The following is a 15,479-nucleotide window of genomic DNA, read 5'->3' as shown; positions in this document are numbered from 1 at the left end:
AAGATGAGCAAGCTGCGCGTGGCGGTCCTCGGCGCCAACGGCCGTATCGGATCCGAGGCGGTACGGGCGGTCCAGGCCGCCGAGGACATGGAACTGGTCGCCGCCCTCAGCCGGGGCGACAAGCTGGAGACGCTCGCCGACACGGGCGCCCAGGTCGCGGTCGAACTGACCACCCCCGCCTCGGTGATGGGCAACCTCGACTTCTGTGTACGCCATGGCATCCACGCGGTCGTCGGCACCACCGGCTGGACCGACGACCGCCTCGCGCAGCTCACCGGCTGGCTGGCCCAGTCCCCGGAGACGGGCGTGCTCATCGCGCCCAACTTCTCCATCGGGGCCGTACTGACGATGAGGTTCGCGCAGCTCGCGGCGCCCTACTTCGAGTCGGTCGAGGTCATCGAGCTGCACCACCCGAACAAGGTGGACGCACCCAGCGGCACCGCCGCGCGCACGGCGCAGCTCATCGCCGAGGCCCGGGCCAAGGCGGGCTCGGCTCCGGCCCCGGACGCCACTGTCACCGCCCTGGACGGCGCCCGGGGCGCGAGCGTCGACGGGGTGCCCGTGCACTCCGTACGCCTGCGCGGCCTCCTGGCCCACCAGGAGGTCCTGCTGGGCGGCGAGGGCGAGACGCTGACCGTCCGCCACGACTCGCTCCACCACAGCAGCTTCATGCCGGGCATCCTGCTCGGCGCGCGCCGCGTCGTGGACACCCCGGGCCTCACCTTCGGCCTGGAACACTTCCTCGACCTCGGCTGAGGATCGAGGACTGAGGAACATCATGCGCGCGAAGCTCTCCTACGCCCTCACGGCCGCCGTCCTGGTCTTCTACTTCGTCCTGGTCGGCAGCCGTGGGGTCATGCTCATACAGACCGGCACGCTCCTGACCGTCACCTTCGGCGTGGCGGTCCTGATCCTGCCGGTCATCGGCGTGTGGTTCCTCTGGAAGAACACGCAGTTCGTCCGGAACGCCAACCGTCTCGCCGCCGAGTTGGATGCCGAAGGCGGCCTGCCCGCCGACGAGTTGAGGCGTACTCCGAGCGGCCGGGTCGACCGCGACTCGGCCGACGAGGTCTTCGCGAGGCGCAAGGCCGAGACGGAGTCGGCCCCCGACGACTGGCGCAACTGGTTCCGCCTCGCCGTCGCCTACCACGACGCCCGCGACACCCCCCGCGCCCGCAAGGCGATGCAGCGCGCGATCGCCCTGCACGACGGCAGGACACCGGCCCAGCCGGCCTGAACACAGATTTCGAGGGCCGGCCCGCAACCGCGGACCGGCCCTCGCACTGTTCGCTGAGGTGCTGTCTAACCCCGCCCGAACTCGGCGGCCCACGCCTCGACGCTGTCCGCCGCCCGGTCGAACGCCTCCATGCGGCCCAGGAAGTCCGCGTTGTGCGTGGTCAGCAGCGGCGCCAGATCGTCAGCGGCCCGGTCCCGTCGTACGAGGACCAGTGCCTGCCCCTGGACGGTGCGCGGCAGGCCCAGCCAACGGACCGGCTGCTGCACCGTCCGTACGGCGACGACCTTCTCCCAGCGCGTCGTCCGCGTACCGAAGAAGCCCACCCGGCGCAGCCCGCGCGCACTCACCCACACGCCGGCACGCAGCAGTCGCAGCGCCACGGCGATGACGCCCAGCGCGATGCCGAGACACACGGCGCCGCCGGACAACTCGCCGGTGGCCGCGATGACGACCGCCGCGAACAGGACGTACGAGGCGAGCAGCAGCAGAAGCGCCGCCACACCCACCCGCCACGGGCCGGGCCGGTACGGGCGCCGCCAGCGGTCGCGGTCGTCGAACGGCAGCGCGACGCCGGCCGCGGCCTCGTCGGAGGCGCGGTCGGCCGTAAGGAAGGGCAGGGGCACGGCTGGTCCTCACTCAATTCCATGCGCGGGCTGTGCCCGGTGAGGTTATCGAGCCGGCTGCCCGGTCACCAGCCTCGGGGGTCCGAGGAGGGCCGGACCACGCCATTCGGCCGCGGCCCGCCGGGCCCTCAACGGCTGTCGGCCGCCTGGGACTGCTGTGTCTGCCCGCCGGCCTGATCGACCGACAGGGCGGGCATCCCGAGGACCAGGGAGCCCACGAGCCCGGCGACGATGGTGAGCCCCAGGAGCCAGCGCCCGGCTATGTCACCGGCGGACGCGCGCTCACGGGGCGGTGGAGCGACATTGCTGCGGAACTTGTCGGCTTCGGCGATGAAGGCGAACGGTACGGGCTCGCGCCGGCGCAACATGGGGGTACTTCTCCCTTGGGATCGAACTCTGGAAGTCGAACGAATCACTGCTGTCTGTACAGACGAGCGAGCGCCCCAAATGGTGCCCGGTTTCACTGAATTAACTCCGTGACGATGGAGAAAGTCCCGTTTGGTGGGTCGTAGAGTGGCGTCGCCAAGTGACGAGATGGGAAGGACCCTCCGAACCGTGACGCCCACCCCCGACGACGAGTTCAAGATCGACCTGCGTAGCGATGTGACCGTCGAGCTGGTCAAACACAGCGCGTCGGACTCCGACGTGCTGTTCGCGGCCCGTGTGTCGACCGTCGGGGAGCAGTCCCTGGACGAGTTGAACAAGGACCCAGAGCGCTCGACGGGGCTGATCAACTACCTCATGCGAGACCGGCACGGCAGCCCGTTCGAGCACAACTCCATGACGTTCTTCATCAGCGCCCCGATCTTCGTCTTCCGCGAGTTCATGCGGCACCGGGTGGGATGGTCGTACAACGAGGAATCCGGGCGATACCGGGAGCTGCAGCCCGTGTTCTACGTGCCGGACACCTCGCGCAAGCTCGTCCAGCAGGGCCGGCCGGGCAAGTACGTCTTCGTCGAGGGCACCCCCGAGCAGCACGGAGTCGTCGAGCACGCCATGGAGGACGCGTACCGCCAGGCGTACCGGAACTACCAGCAGATGCTCGCGCAGGGCGTCGCCCGCGAGGTCGCCCGCGCGGTCCTCCCCGTCGGCCTGTTCTCGTCGATGTACGCGACCTGCAACGCGCGCTCCCTGATGCACTTCCTCGGCCTGCGCACACAGCACGAGCTGGCGAAGGTGCCGTCGTTCCCGCAGCGGGAGATCGAGATGGTCGGCGAGAAGATGGAGGCGGCATGGGCCGGGCTCATGCCGCTGACGCACGCGGCCTTCAACAAGAACGGCAGGGTCGCGCCGTAGGGCAGACGCACGCGCGTGTTCTACCGCCGGGCACAGATGTGCGGATCAGCCTCGCGAAGTGTCCGTATTGCGGTATTTCGAGAGGTTCATCTAGCCTGATCAAACGGACCCGGCACTGCTTGAACCCCCGAGCAGGCAGTGCCGGGCTCCGTATTTGTCCTGACTTTTCCCGCACCCCTAGGGCAGACCGCGCCCTGAGCAGCGAGTAGCGTGGTACCCATGGCTCCGACCTCCACTCCGCAGACCCCCTTCGGGAGGGTCCTCACCGCCATGGTCACGCCCTTCACGGCGGACGGCGCGCTCGACCTCGACGGCGCTCAGCGGCTCGCCACCCACCTGGTGGACGCAGGCAATGACGGCCTGGTCATCAACGGCACCACCGGCGAGTCCCCGACCACCAGCGACGCGGAGAAATCGGATCTCGTACGAGCCGTACTGGAGGCGGTCGGCGAGCGGGCCCACATCATCGCGGGCGTCGGCACGAACGACACCCACCACAGCGTCGAACTGGCCCGCGCGGCGGAGAAGACCGGCGCACACGGCCTCCTGACCGTCACGCCGTACTACAACAAGCCCCCGCAGGAGGGCCTGTACCGGCACTTCACGGCCATCGCCGACGCCACCGAACTCCCGGTCATGCTGTACGACATCCCGGGCCGCAGCGGTGTCCCGATCAGCACCGAGACGATCGTCCGGCTCGCCGAGCACCCCCGGATCGTCGCCAACAAGGACGCCAAGGGCGATCTCGGCCGGGCCAGCTGGTCCATCGCTCGTTCCGGCCTCGCCTGGTACTCGGGCGACGACATGCTGAACCTGCCGCTCCTGTCCGTGGGCGCGGTCGGCTTCGTCTCGGTCGTGGGCCACGTCGTCACACCGGAGCTGCGCACTCTGGTCGAGGCGTTCGTCTCGGGCGACGTCCAGAAGGCCACCGAGATCCACCAGAAGCTGCTCCCGGTCTTCACCGGCATGTTCCGCACCCAGGGCGTCATGACCACCAAGGCCGCGCTCGCCCTCCAGGGCCTGCCCGCCGGACCCCTGCGCGCTCCGATGGTCGAGCTGTCGGCCGACGAGATCGCGCAGCTCAAGATCGATCTTGCCGCCGGCGGGGTACAGCTCTGACATCAGACTTCACAACTGAATACGCGGGACAACTGTGTCCGCAGTCCACATCCAACAACTGCTTTTGCACGAACGTCATGCGCGCCACGTGCCTTACCGGTACGTGGCGCGTGTGGTGAGGAGAGTCTTTTGAGTCATCCGCATCCTGAACTCGGCGCTCCGCCGAAGCTCCCGAAGGGCGGCCTCCGGGTCACCCCGCTGGGCGGCCTCGGCGAGATCGGCCGCAACATGACCGTCTTCGAGTACGGCGGCCGCCTGCTCATCGTCGACTGCGGCGTCCTCTTCCCGGAGGAGGAGCAGCCCGGAATCGACCTGATCCTGCCGGACTTCACGTCCATCAGGGACCGCCTCGACGACATCGAGGGCATCGTCCTCACGCACGGCCACGAGGACCACATCGGCGCCGTCCCCTACCTCCTGCGGGAGAAGCCGGACATCCCGCTGATCGGCTCCAAGCTGACCCTCGCGTTCATCGAGGCGAAGCTCCAGGAGCACCGGATCCGCCCGTACACCCTTGAGGTGACGGAGGGGAACCGCGAGCGCATCGGCCCCTTCGACTGCGAGTTCATCGCGGTCAACCACTCCATTCCGGACGCCCTCGCGGTCGCCATCCGCACCCCTGCGGGCATGGTGGTCCACACGGGCGACTTCAAGATGGACCAGCTCCCGCTGGACGGCCGCCTCACAGACCTGCACGCGTTCGCACGGCTGAGCGAAGAAGGCATCGACCTCCTTCTCTCCGACTCGACGAACGCCGAGGTCCCGGGCTTCGTCCCGCCCGAGCGCGACATCTCGAACGTGCTGCGCCAGGTCTTCGCGGGCGCCAGCAAGCGGGTCATCGTGGCGAGCTTCGCGAGCCACATCCACCGCATTCAGCAGATCCTGGACGCGGCCCACGAGTACGGCCGCAGGGTCGCCTTCGTCGGCCGCTCGATGGTCCGCAACATGGGCATCGCCCGGGACCTGGGCTATCTGAAGGTCCCGCCGGGCCTGGTCGTGGACGTCAAGACCCTCGACGATCTCCCGGACCACGAGGTCGTGCTGGTCTGTACGGGCTCGCAGGGCGAGCCGATGGCAGCGCTGTCCCGCATGGCCAACAGGGACCACCAGATCCGTATCGTCCAGGGCGACACGGTGATCCTGGCCTCGTCGCTGATCCCCGGTAACGAGAACTCGGTGTACCGCGTGATCAACGGCCTGACCCGCTGGGGCGCGAAGGTCGTCCACAAGGGCAACGCCAAGGTGCACGTCTCCGGCCACGCCTCGGCCGGCGAGCTCCTGTACTTCTACAACATCTGTAAGCCGCGCAACCTGATGCCGGTCCACGGCGAATGGCGCCATCTGCGGGCCAACGCCGAACTGGGCGCTATGACGGGCGTCCCGCACGACCGGATCGTCATCGCCGAGGACGGTGTGGTCGTCGACCTCATCGAGGGCAAGGCGAAGATCTCCGGCAAGGTCCAGGCCGGGTACGTGTACGTCGACGGCCTCTCGGTCGGCGATGTCGGCGAACCCACCCTGAAGGACCGCAGGATCCTCGGCGACGAGGGCATCATCTCGGTCTTCGTGGTGATGGACTCGTCCACGGGCAAGATCACGGGCGGCCCGCACATCCAGGCCCGCGGCTCGGGCATCGACGACTCGGCCTTCACAGACGTCGTCCCGAGGATCGCCGAGGTGCTGGAGCGCTCGGCACAGGACGGCGTGGTGGAGCCCCACCAGATGCAGCAGCTCATCCGCCGCACGCTGGGCAAATGGGTGTCGGACAACTACCGCCGGCGCCCGATGATCCTCCCGGTCGTCGTGGAGGTCTGACGGCCCAACCTGGAGCGGGGCTCCTCGATTTGCATCGAGGAGCCCCGCTCCAGTAGGTTTACGGCTCCGCCAGCAAGGGAACCCGGTGCAACTGCGCACCAGGGACCAGCCCAAGCGGGTGGAAATTCCGACTCAGAACTTCTGATAAAGTCGGAACCGCCGGAAAGGGAAACGCGAAAGCGAAAACCTGGAAAGCACCGAGGAAATCGGATCCGGAAACGGTCTGATAGAGTCGGAAACGCAAGACCGAAGGGAAACTGCCCGGAGGAAAGCCCGAGAGGGTGAGTACGAAGGAAGCGTCCGTTCCTTGAGAACTCAACAGCGTGCCAAAAATCAACGCCAGATATGTTGATACCCCGTCCATCACATTCGTGGTGGTCGAGGTTCCTTTGAAGTAACACAACACAGCGAGGACGCTGTGAACGGTCGGGCTTATTCCGCCTGACTGTTCCGCTCTCGTGTGTGGTCCCGATTACGGGAAAACATTCACGGAGAGTTTGATCCTGGCTCAGGACGAACGCTGGCGGCGTGCTTAACACATGCAAGTCGAACGATGAACCACTTCGGTGGGGATTAGTGGCGAACGGGTGAGTAACACGTGGGCAATCTGCCCTGCACTCTGGGACAAGCCCTGGAAACGGGGTCTAATACCGGATGATACTTCTGCTCGCATGGGTGGGGGTTGAAAGCTCCGGCGGTGCAGGATGAGCCCGCGGCCTATCAGCTTGTTGGTGAGGTAGTGGCTCACCAAGGCGACGACGGGTAGCCGGCCTGAGAGGGCGACCGGCCACACTGGGACTGAGACACGGCCCAGACTCCTACGGGAGGCAGCAGTGGGGAATATTGCACAATGGGCGCAAGCCTGATGCAGCGACGCCGCGTGAGGGATGACGGCCTTCGGGTTGTAAACCTCTTTCAGCAGGGAAGAAGCGCAAGTGACGGTACCTGCAGAAGAAGCGCCGGCTAACTACGTGCCAGCAGCCGCGGTAATACGTAGGGCGCAAGCGTTGTCCGGAATTATTGGGCGTAAAGAGCTCGTAGGCGGTCTGTCGCGTCGGATGTGAAAGCCCGGGGCTTAACCCCGGGTCTGCATTCGATACGGGCAGACTAGAGTGTGGTAGGGGAGATCGGAATTCCTGGTGTAGCGGTGAAATGCGCAGATATCAGGAGGAACACCGGTGGCGAAGGCGGATCTCTGGGCCATTACTGACGCTGAGGAGCGAAAGCGTGGGGAGCGAACAGGATTAGATACCCTGGTAGTCCACGCCGTAAACGGTGGGAACTAGGTGTTGGCGACATTCCACGTCGTCGGTGCCGCAGCTAACGCATTAAGTTCCCCGCCTGGGGAGTACGGCCGCAAGGCTAAAACTCAAAGGAATTGACGGGGGCCCGCACAAGCAGCGGAGCATGTGGCTTAATTCGACGCAACGCGAAGAACCTTACCAAGGCTTGACATACACCGGAAACGGCCAGAGATGGTCGCCCCCTTGTGGTCGGTGTACAGGTGGTGCATGGCTGTCGTCAGCTCGTGTCGTGAGATGTTGGGTTAAGTCCCGCAACGAGCGCAACCCTTGTTCTGTGTTGCCAGCAACCTCTTCGGAGGGTTGGGGACTCACAGGAGACTGCCGGGGTCAACTCGGAGGAAGGTGGGGACGACGTCAAGTCATCATGCCCCTTATGTCTTGGGCTGCACACGTGCTACAATGGCCGGTACAATGAGCTGCGATGCCGTGAGGCGGAGCGAATCTCAAAAAGCCGGTCTCAGTTCGGATTGGGGTCTGCAACTCGACCCCATGAAGTCGGAGTTGCTAGTAATCGCAGATCAGCATTGCTGCGGTGAATACGTTCCCGGGCCTTGTACACACCGCCCGTCACGTCACGAAAGTCGGTAACACCCGAAGCCGGTGGCCCAACCCGTAAGGGAGGGAGCTGTCGAAGGTGGGACTGGCGATTGGGACGAAGTCGTAACAAGGTAGCCGTACCGGAAGGTGCGGCTGGATCACCTCCTTTCTAAGGAGCATCTAGGCGCCAGCTCTTCGGAGTCGGCGTCCAGGGCCATTACGTCGGCACACGTTCGACGGTGGTTGCTCATGGGTGGAACGTTGATTATTCGGCACACTTGATCGTCTTCTCCTTCCAGTACTGTCCTTCGGGGCGTGGAACGAATGAGGGAAGCGGCGAGTGGGCCGGGCACGCTGTTGGGTGTCTGAGGGAATGAACCCCCTCGACGCCGACCCCGGTGCAGCATCACGTAAGTGGTGTGTGACGGGTGGTTGGTCGTTGTTTGAGAACTGCACAGTGGACGCGAGCATCTGTGGCCAAGTTTTTAAGGGCGCACGGTGGATGCCTTGGCACCAGGAACCGATGAAGGACGTGGGAGGCCACGATAGTCCCCGGGGAGTCGTCAACCAGGCTTTGATCCGGGGGTTTCCGAATGGGGAAACCCGGCAGTCGTCATGGGCTGTCACCCACATCTGAACACATAGGGTGTGTGGAGGGAACGCGGGGAAGTGAAACATCTCAGTACCCGCAGGAAGAGAAAACAACCGTGATTCCGGGAGTAGTGGCGAGCGAAACCGGATGAGGCCAAACCGTTTACGTGTGAGACCCGGCAGGGGTTGCGTATGCGGGGTTGTGGGATCTCTCTTTCACAGTCTGCCGGCTGTGAGACGAGTCAGAAACCGTTGATGTAGGCGAAGGACATGCGAAAGGTCCGGCGTAGAGGGTAAGACCCCCGTAGTCGAAACATTGACGGCTCGTTTGAGAGACACCCAAGTAGCACGGGGCCCGAGAAATCCCGTGTGAATCTGGCGGGACCACCCGTTAAGCCTAAATATTCCCTGGTGACCGATAGCGGATAGTACCGTGAGGGAATGGTGAAAAGTACCGCGGGAGCGGAGTGAAATAGTACCTGAAACCGTGTGCCTACAAGCCGTGGGAGCGTCGGACATCAAGCTTGCTTGGTGTCTCGTGACTGCGTGCCTTTTGAAGAATGAGCCTGCGAGTTTGCGGTGTGTTGCGAGGTTAACCCGTGTGGGGAAGCCGTAGCGAAAGCGAGTCCGAATAGGGCGTTTTAGTAGCGCGCTCAAGACCCGAAGCGGAGTGATCTAGCCATGGGCAGGTTGAAGCGGAGGTAAGACTTCGTGGAGGACCGAACCCACCAGGGTTGAAAACCTGGGGGATGACCTGTGGTTAGGGGTGAAAGGCCAATCAAACTCCGTGATAGCTGGTTCTCCCCGAAATGCATTTAGGTGCAGCGTCGTGTGTTTCTTGCCGGAGGTAGAGCACTGGATAGGCGATGGGCCCTACCGGGTTACTGACCTTAGCCAAACTCCGAATGCCGGTAAGTGAGAGCGCGGCAGTGAGACTGTGGGGGATAAGCTCCATGGTCGAGAGGGAAACAGCCCAGAGCATCGACTAAGGCCCCTAAGCGTACGCTAAGTGGGAAAGGATGTGGAGTCGCAGAGACAACCAGGAGGTTGGCTTAGAAGCAGCCACCCTTGAAAGAGTGCGTAATAGCTCACTGGTCTAGTGATTCCGCGCCGACAATGTAGCGGGGCTCAAGCGTACCGCCGAAGTCGTGTCATTCATACAACAGCCCCAACGGGTGTGTGGATGGGTAGGGGAGCGTCGTATGCCGGGTGAAGCGGCGGCGGAAGCCAGTCGTGGACGGTTTACGAGTGAGAATGCAGGCATGAGTAGCGATACACACGTGGGAAACGTGTGCGCCGATTGACTAAGGGTTCCTGGGTCAAGCTGATCTGCCCAGGGTAAGTCGGGACCTAAGGCGAGGCCGACAGGCGTAGTCGATGGATAACCGGTTGATATTCCGGTACCCGCTGTGAAGCGTCAAACATCGAACCAGGCGATGCTAAGTCCGTGAAGCCGTTCCGGACCCTTCGGGGAATGGAAAGTGGTGGAGCCGGCGAACCAGATCTGTAGTAGGTGAGTGATGGGGTGACGCAGGAAGGTAGTCCATCCCGGGCGGTGGTTGTCCCGGGGTAAGGGTGTAGGACGTGGTCTAGGCAAATCCGGATCACACATAGTCTGAGACCTGATGCCGAGCCGATTGTGGTGAAGTGGATGATCCTATGCTGTCGAGAAAAGCCTCTAGCGAGTTTCATGGCGGCCCGTACCCTAAACCGACTCAGGTGGTCAGGTAGAGAATACCGAGGCGTTCGGGTGAACTATGGTTAAGGAACTCGGCAAAATGCCCCCGTAACTTCGGGAGAAGGGGGGCCATCACCGGTGATTGAATTTACTTCATGAGCTGGGGGTGGCCGCAGAGACCAGCGAGAAGCGACTGTTTACTAAAAACACAGGTCCGTGCGAAGCCGTAAGGCGATGTATACGGACTGACGCCTGCCCGGTGCTGGAACGTTAAGGGGACCGGTTAGTCACTCTTCGGGGTGGCGAAGCTGAGAACTTAAGCGCCAGTAAACGGCGGTGGTAACTATAACCATCCTAAGGTAGCGAAATTCCTTGTCGGGTAAGTTCCGACCTGCACGAATGGCGTAACGACTTCTCGACTGTCTCAACCATAGGCCCGGTGAAATTGCACTACGAGTAAAGATGCTCGTTTCGCGCAGCAGGACGGAAAGACCCCGGGACCTTTACTACAGTTTGATATTGGTGTTCGGTTCGGCTTGTGTAGGATAGCTGGGAGACTTTGATCATCGGACGCCAGTTCGGTGGGAGTCGTCGTTGAAATACCAGTCTGGTCGTGCTGGATGTCTAACCTGGGTCCGTGATCCGGATCAGGGACAGTGTCTGATGGGTAGTTTAACTGGGGCGGTTGCCTCCTAAAGAGTAACGGAGGCGCCCAAAGGTTCCCTCAGCCTGGTTGGCAATCAGGTGTTGAGTGTAAGTGCACAAGGGAGCTTGACTGTGAGACCGACGGGTCGAGCAGGGACGAAAGTCGGGACTAGTGATCCGGCGGTGGCTTGTGGAAGCGCCGTCGCTCAACGGATAAAAGGTACCCCGGGGATAACAGGCTGATCTTCCCCAAGAGTCCATATCGACGGGATGGTTTGGCACCTCGATGTCGGCTCGTCGCATCCTGGGGCTGGAGTCGGTCCCAAGGGTTGGGCTGTTCGCCCATTAAAGCGGTACGCGAGCTGGGTTTAGAACGTCGTGAGACAGTTCGGTCCCTATCCGCTGCGCGCGCAGGAACATTGTGAAGGGCTGTCCCTAGTACGAGAGGACCGGGACGGACGAACCTCTGGTGTGCCAGTTGTTCTGCCAAGGGCATGGCTGGTTGGCTACGTTCGGGAGGGATAACCGCTGAAAGCATCTAAGCGGGAAGCCTGCTTCGAGATGAGTGTTCCCACCCCCTTTGAGGGGTTAAGGCTCCCAGTAGACGACTGGGTTGATAGGCCAGATCTGGAAGCCCGGTAACGGGTGGAGGTGACTGGTACTAATAGGCCGAGGGCTTGTCCTCAGTTGCTCGCGTCCACTGTGTTGGTTCTGAAACCACGAACAACCCCGCCCAGGGCCACTGGGTGGTGCGGTTGATGTGTTTCACCGTGTTTCGGTGGTCATAGCGTGAGGGAAACGCCCGGTTACATTCCGAACCCGGAAGCTAAGCCTTACAGCGCCGATGGTACTGCAGGGGGGACCCTGTGGGAGAGTAGGACACCGCCGAACAAATATTGAAAGGGTTGGATCCTGAACTTCGGTTCGGGGTCCAACCCTTTTTTGTTGTGTGTCACTTGACGTTCACGTCGCGCGGCAACCATCCAGAGCATGGGTACTGCTGCAATGCTCAGGGCCGCCGGCGTCGGAGTCGGTGACGAGGTCGTCGTGCCGGCCTTCGGGAACGCGGAAGTCGCCGAGGCCGTGATCCAGGCCGGTGGGCTGCCGGTGTTCGCCGACATAGATCCGGTGACGTACTGCCTCGACCCGTCGGCTGTCGAGGCGGCCACAACTCCTCGGACAGCGGCCGTCGTTGTCGTACATCGCTTCGGGCGGCCGGCCGACGTGGGGCGGATGCTTGAGGTCGGGCAGCGGCACGGGCTGCTGGTGTTGCAGCACGGGGAGTCCGAGGCGCCGTACGACGAGATCGCTCAGCGGCGGCAGCGTGCGGCGTTTCTCGATCTCAAGTTGAGGGGTGTGCGGACGCCCGACGACGGGGACGGGCACACCTATCAGCAGTACGTCGTGCGGGTGCCCGGCAATGGGCGGCCCGATCGGGATGCCTTCGCTCGGGCCTTGCGGGCCAGGGGAGTTGACTGCCGGGTGCCGGTGAAGGCGCCGGTGCATCGCATGCCCGCGTTCCGGCGTTGTGTGTCGCTGCCCGAGACCGAGCTGGCTGCCTTCGAGACGCTGGCGCTGCCGGTGGACGCCTCGTTGACCAAGCGGGACATGCAACGGATCGTGTCCGCGTGCAACTCGCTCGGAGGGCTGTTGCAGCCTGCGTACTGATCGGGCGAGCGTAGTTGGGAGCACGGGGCTGTTCGGGGTATGATCTCTTTCGTTGCCGCGAGGGAAACCTCGAAAAGTAACTGGCCCCCCTAGCTCAGTCGGCAGAGCGTCTCCATGGTAAGGAGAAGGTCAACGGTTCGATTCCGTTGGGGGGCTCCACGCAGAAGGCCCCGCCCAATTGGGCGGGGCCTCTCTCATGTCTGCCGTCAGTTCTTCTGGAGGCCCGGCACGCGCATCGCGAGGATCGCCATGTCGTCGGACGGGGCGTCGGAGGCGAAGCGTTCGACCGCGCGCATGATGCGGGCCGCCACCGCGCCGGCCGTCAGGCCCGTGCAGGTCTTGAGGACGTCCGTCAGGCCGTCGTCGCCCAGCATGCGGGTGCCCTCGCGGCGTTCCGTGACGCCGTCCGTGACGCAGAGGAGGACGTCGCCGGGGTCGAGGGTGATCGTCTGCTCGTACAGCTCCAGGTCCTCCAGGACGCCCAGGAGGGGCTGGGGCTCCGCTGCCGGTTCCACCGTGCCGTCCTGGCGCAGGCGGAGCGGGAGGGGATGGCCGGCGCAGACGACCTTCAGTACGGCGCTGCCGTCCTCCTGGGGCCACAACTCGCCGTACAGGAGGGTCAGGAAGCGGCTGCGGGCGCCCTCGTCGAGGATCGCCGAGTTGAGGCGCTCCAGGACCGCGGGGCCGCCGAAGCCCTCTCTCGCCAGCAGGCGGAGGGCGTGCCGGGCCAGGCCCGTCACCGCGGCGGCCTCCGGGCCCGTGCCGCAGACGTCGCCGATGGCGAAGCCGTAGGCGCCGTCGCGGATGGGGAAGAGGTCGTAGAAGTCGCCGCCGACCTCGTTGCCCTCGCCGGCCGCGCGGTAGATGACCTCCACCTCGACGCCGTCGATCTCCGGCAACTCCGGGGGGAGGAGGCTGCGTTGGAGGGACTGGCTGATGGCGGTGCGTTCCGAGTAGAGGCGGGCGTTGTCCAGGGCAAGGGCGGCGCGGCGGCTCAGGTCCTCGGCCAGTTCCAGGATTTCCTGGCGGAAGTGTTCGTCCGTCGGCTTGCCGAGGGTGAGCATGCCGATCACGCGGTTGCGGGCGACCAGCGGGAGGACGACCGTCTCGCCGCCGACTGCCGCCGCCGTCGCGAGAGTGGTGCCGATGCCCGAGCTGACCGTGGTGGTGGGCGCGTTGAGGCCCAGGCTGCGCATGGAGGTGCGCAGGGCCGCCTGGTGGGCCGCTTCGGCGGGGGCCGACCAGACGCGGGCACCGGGGGTGGGTACCGGGTCCGGCGGGGAGATCTTCGAGAGGAGGGCCTTGAGGCCGTCGATGCGGTCCTCGTCCTCGTGCAGGACGTACGAGAGGTAAGGATCCGAGGCCTGGTCGGCGATCGTGTAGACCGCGCACCAGGTGGCCAGGGTCGGGACCGTCATCTGCGCCATGAGGGCGAGGGTCTGGTCGCGGTCGAGCGTTCCCGCGAGGAGGTCGGAGGCCTCCACCAGGAAGCTCAGCGAGCCTCGGCGCAGGCGTTCCAGTTCGCCGAGGCGGGCCGACTCCACCGCCAACGCGATGCGGTCGGCGGCGAATTGGAGGCGCAGGGCCTCTTCGTTCGTATAGCGGCCCGGGGACTCCGCTGCGACGCCGAGGGAGCCGGTGAGGCGGCCCTCCACCTTCAGGGGGACCGTGACGACCGAGCGCATGCCCGTGCCGCTGAGGAGGGGGACGACTCCGGGGACGGCCGAGAGGTCGTCGTGGACGGCCGGCATACGGGCCGAGCCGTAGCGGCCGGGGCCGGCCTCGACCGGGACGCGGGCGAAGCGCTGGCGGGCGGAGGGGAGGCCGGTCGAGGCCCGTACCTCCAACTCCGTTTCGTCGTCCGTGGCCAGGAGGAGGAAGGCGGAGTCGGCGTCGAGCATGTCGCGGGCGCGTTCCACCGTGCGCTGGAGGAGGCCGTCGAGGTCGTCCGGGGCCGGGGAGCCGATGAACACCTCGAAGGGGTCCGTGTTCGGGCCGTCGGAGGACGACGTCGAGTCGGAGGAGCTGCCGCGCAACGGGGTCTGGAGGACCGCCCGTTCGTGGTCGCGGACGAGGAGGCAGACCGTTGAGGGCTCGCCGTCCGTGTCGCGGACGCGGAGGTGGGAGGCGTACACCGGGGTGACGCGGCCGTTGGCACCCCTTATGCCGTAACTGCCTTCCCAGCGGGAGAGTTGGAGGGCCTCGACGATGCCGGTGCTGGTGCCGGGGGTGTGCGGCCAGGCGGCGAGGTCGGTGAGGGGTTTGCCGATGACCGACTCGGGTGCGTAGCCGAAGAGTTCCTCGGAGTCCTCGTTCCATGCGGCGATGGATCCGGCGCGGTCGATCTGGATGACCGCGACCCGGACGCGGCCGTCGGCCAGCGGGAGGAGGTCGGCGGGGAGGGACGGGCCCGCGGAGCGGGTGCCCACCGCGCGGTGCGGGAGTTCGAGCTGGAACCAGACCTGTTTCTGCGTGGACGTGTATTCGACGCCCCAGCGGCCGGCCAGCGCCGCGCACAACTGGAGGCCGCGGCCTCCCTCCCGGTCGGGGCTGCCCATGTTGACGGGCGAGCCCTGGAGGGGGATCTCGCGCTCCGGGTAGCGGTCGGCGACCTCGATACGGACACCGTCGTCACTGCGTAGACACAGGACGTCCGCGGAGGTGCCCGCGTGGATCACGGCGTTGGTGACCAGCTCGCTCGTGAGGACCACGGCGTCGTCGACGATGTCCGCGAAGCCCCAGCCCTGGAGGGTGTCGCGGACGAATGATCGGGCGGTCGCGACCGATCGCCCGACCGGGTCGAAGGTGGCTGCCGCGCGCGCGGTGATCACAGAACTCCTCGTCCGGTTGTCGGAGTGCGGCGTGCCGGGGCCGATCCGCTCCTGCCGGGGCAGGGTCTGGTTCCCCGTCGGCCGGGGATCCTGGGGTGCTTCCCCGGGATGCAGTCCGGTGGTCATGGTGCGGTG

9 protein-coding genes, 1 tRNA gene and 3 rRNA genes are annotated in these 15,479 nt (G+C 65.1%); 10 read left to right on the top strand and 3 right to left on the bottom strand.

The genetic code is table 11. The annotated features are described in order from the left end of the window. Window positions 1–3: 3 nt before the first annotated feature. Window positions 4–756, top strand: a complete 753-nt coding sequence (dapB, locus tag OG787_RS11190) for a 4-hydroxy-tetrahydrodipicolinate reductase (protein WP_369035557.1) — start codon at window positions 4–6, stop codon at window positions 754–756. Between the two features lie 22 nt (window positions 757–778). Continuing rightward, window positions 779–1,237 carry a hypothetical protein gene (locus OG787_RS11185; RefSeq protein ID WP_369035558.1) on the top strand — a complete coding sequence of 153 codons (459 nt, stop codon included), beginning with the start codon at window positions 779–781 and terminating at the stop codon, window positions 1,235–1,237. Window positions 1,238–1,302: 65 nt separating this feature from the next. Here the strand turns inward: OG787_RS11185 and OG787_RS11180 are convergent, their stop codons facing one another. Together OG787_RS11180 and OG787_RS11175 are read right to left on the bottom strand one after the other, a co-directional pair. Next, complete coding sequence (locus OG787_RS11180) at window positions 1,303–1,860, bottom strand: PH domain-containing protein (RefSeq protein WP_369035559.1); 558 nt, start codon at window positions 1,858–1,860, stop codon at window positions 1,303–1,305. 128 nt (window positions 1,861–1,988) lie between these two features. Next, window positions 1,989–2,228 carry a hypothetical protein gene (locus OG787_RS11175; protein WP_235474463.1) on the bottom strand — a complete coding sequence of 80 codons (240 nt, stop codon included), beginning with the start codon at window positions 2,226–2,228 and terminating at the stop codon, window positions 1,989–1,991. Window positions 2,229–2,415: 187 nt separating this feature from the next. Here OG787_RS11175 and thyX point away from each other — a divergent pair, with 187 nt between their 5' ends. From thyX to OG787_RS11135, 8 genes are all read left to right on the top strand, one after another. Next, a complete protein-coding gene (gene thyX / locus OG787_RS11170) occupies window positions 2,416–3,156 on the top strand; it encodes an FAD-dependent thymidylate synthase (protein ID WP_369035560.1) in 741 nt (246 codons plus the stop codon). Between the two features lie 219 nt (window positions 3,157–3,375). Then, window positions 3,376–4,275: a 4-hydroxy-tetrahydrodipicolinate synthase gene (gene dapA / locus OG787_RS11165; RefSeq protein ID WP_369035561.1), complete on the top strand. Its 900-nt coding sequence runs from the start codon at window positions 3,376–3,378 to the stop codon at window positions 4,273–4,275. 129 nt (window positions 4,276–4,404) lie between these two features. Continuing rightward, complete coding sequence (locus OG787_RS11160; RefSeq protein WP_235474460.1) at window positions 4,405–6,090, top strand: ribonuclease J; 1,686 nt, start codon at window positions 4,405–4,407, stop codon at window positions 6,088–6,090. Window positions 6,091–6,575: 485 nt separating this feature from the next. Then, window positions 6,576–8,100, top strand: a 16S ribosomal RNA gene (locus tag OG787_RS11155). 306 nt (window positions 8,101–8,406) lie between these two features. Next, window positions 8,407–11,530 (top strand): 23S ribosomal RNA (locus OG787_RS11150). Between the two features lie 89 nt (window positions 11,531–11,619). Next, window positions 11,620–11,736: ribosomal RNA gene (gene rrf / locus OG787_RS11145) — 5S ribosomal RNA — on the top strand. The 16S, 23S and 5S rRNA genes sit together here, the layout of an rRNA operon. 114 nt (window positions 11,737–11,850) lie before the next feature. After that, window positions 11,851–12,513, top strand: coding sequence for a DegT/DnrJ/EryC1/StrS family aminotransferase (locus OG787_RS11140; protein WP_405540466.1), 663 nt, complete (start codon window positions 11,851–11,853; stop codon window positions 12,511–12,513). An 83-nt stretch (window positions 12,514–12,596) separates the two neighbouring features. Further along, a tRNA-Thr gene (locus OG787_RS11135) sits at window positions 12,597–12,672 on the top strand. A 47-nt stretch (window positions 12,673–12,719) separates the two neighbouring features. Here the strand turns inward: OG787_RS11135 and OG787_RS11130 are convergent. Then, entirely contained in the window at window positions 12,720–15,470 is a 2,751-nt protein-coding gene (locus OG787_RS11130) for a SpoIIE family protein phosphatase (RefSeq protein ID WP_369029553.1), read from the bottom strand. Between the last annotated feature and the right edge of the window lie 9 nt (window positions 15,471–15,479).

This window comes from Streptomyces sp. NBC_00075 (assembly GCF_045041225.1).
GTDB lineage: Bacteria > Actinomycetota > Actinomycetes > Streptomycetales > Streptomycetaceae > Streptomyces > Streptomyces adonidis.
The sequence above is the reverse complement of the archived record's forward strand: the minus strand, read 5'-3'. Positions and strand labels throughout refer to the sequence as shown.

Excerpts from the sequence above, each read along its gene's own strand:
- dapB (WP_369035557.1), top strand. The coding sequence starts at position 4 with ATGAGCAAGCTGCGCGTGGCGGTCCTCGGCGCCAACGGCCGTATCGGA.
- OG787_RS11185 (WP_369035558.1), top strand. The coding sequence starts at position 779 with ATGCGCGCGAAGCTCTCCTACGCCCTCACGGCCGCCGTCCTGGTCTTC.
- OG787_RS11175 (WP_235474463.1), bottom strand. The coding sequence starts at position 2,228 with ATGTTGCGCCGGCGCGAGCCCGTACCGTTCGCCTTCATCGCCGAAGCC.
- dapA (WP_369035561.1), top strand. The coding sequence starts at position 3,376 with ATGGCTCCGACCTCCACTCCGCAGACCCCCTTCGGGAGGGTCCTCACC.
- OG787_RS11140 (WP_405540466.1), top strand. The coding sequence starts at position 11,851 with ATGCTCAGGGCCGCCGGCGTCGGAGTCGGTGACGAGGTCGTCGTGCCG.
- OG787_RS11130 (WP_369029553.1), bottom strand. The coding sequence starts at position 15,470 with ATGACCACCGGACTGCATCCCGGGGAAGCACCCCAGGATCCCCGGCCG.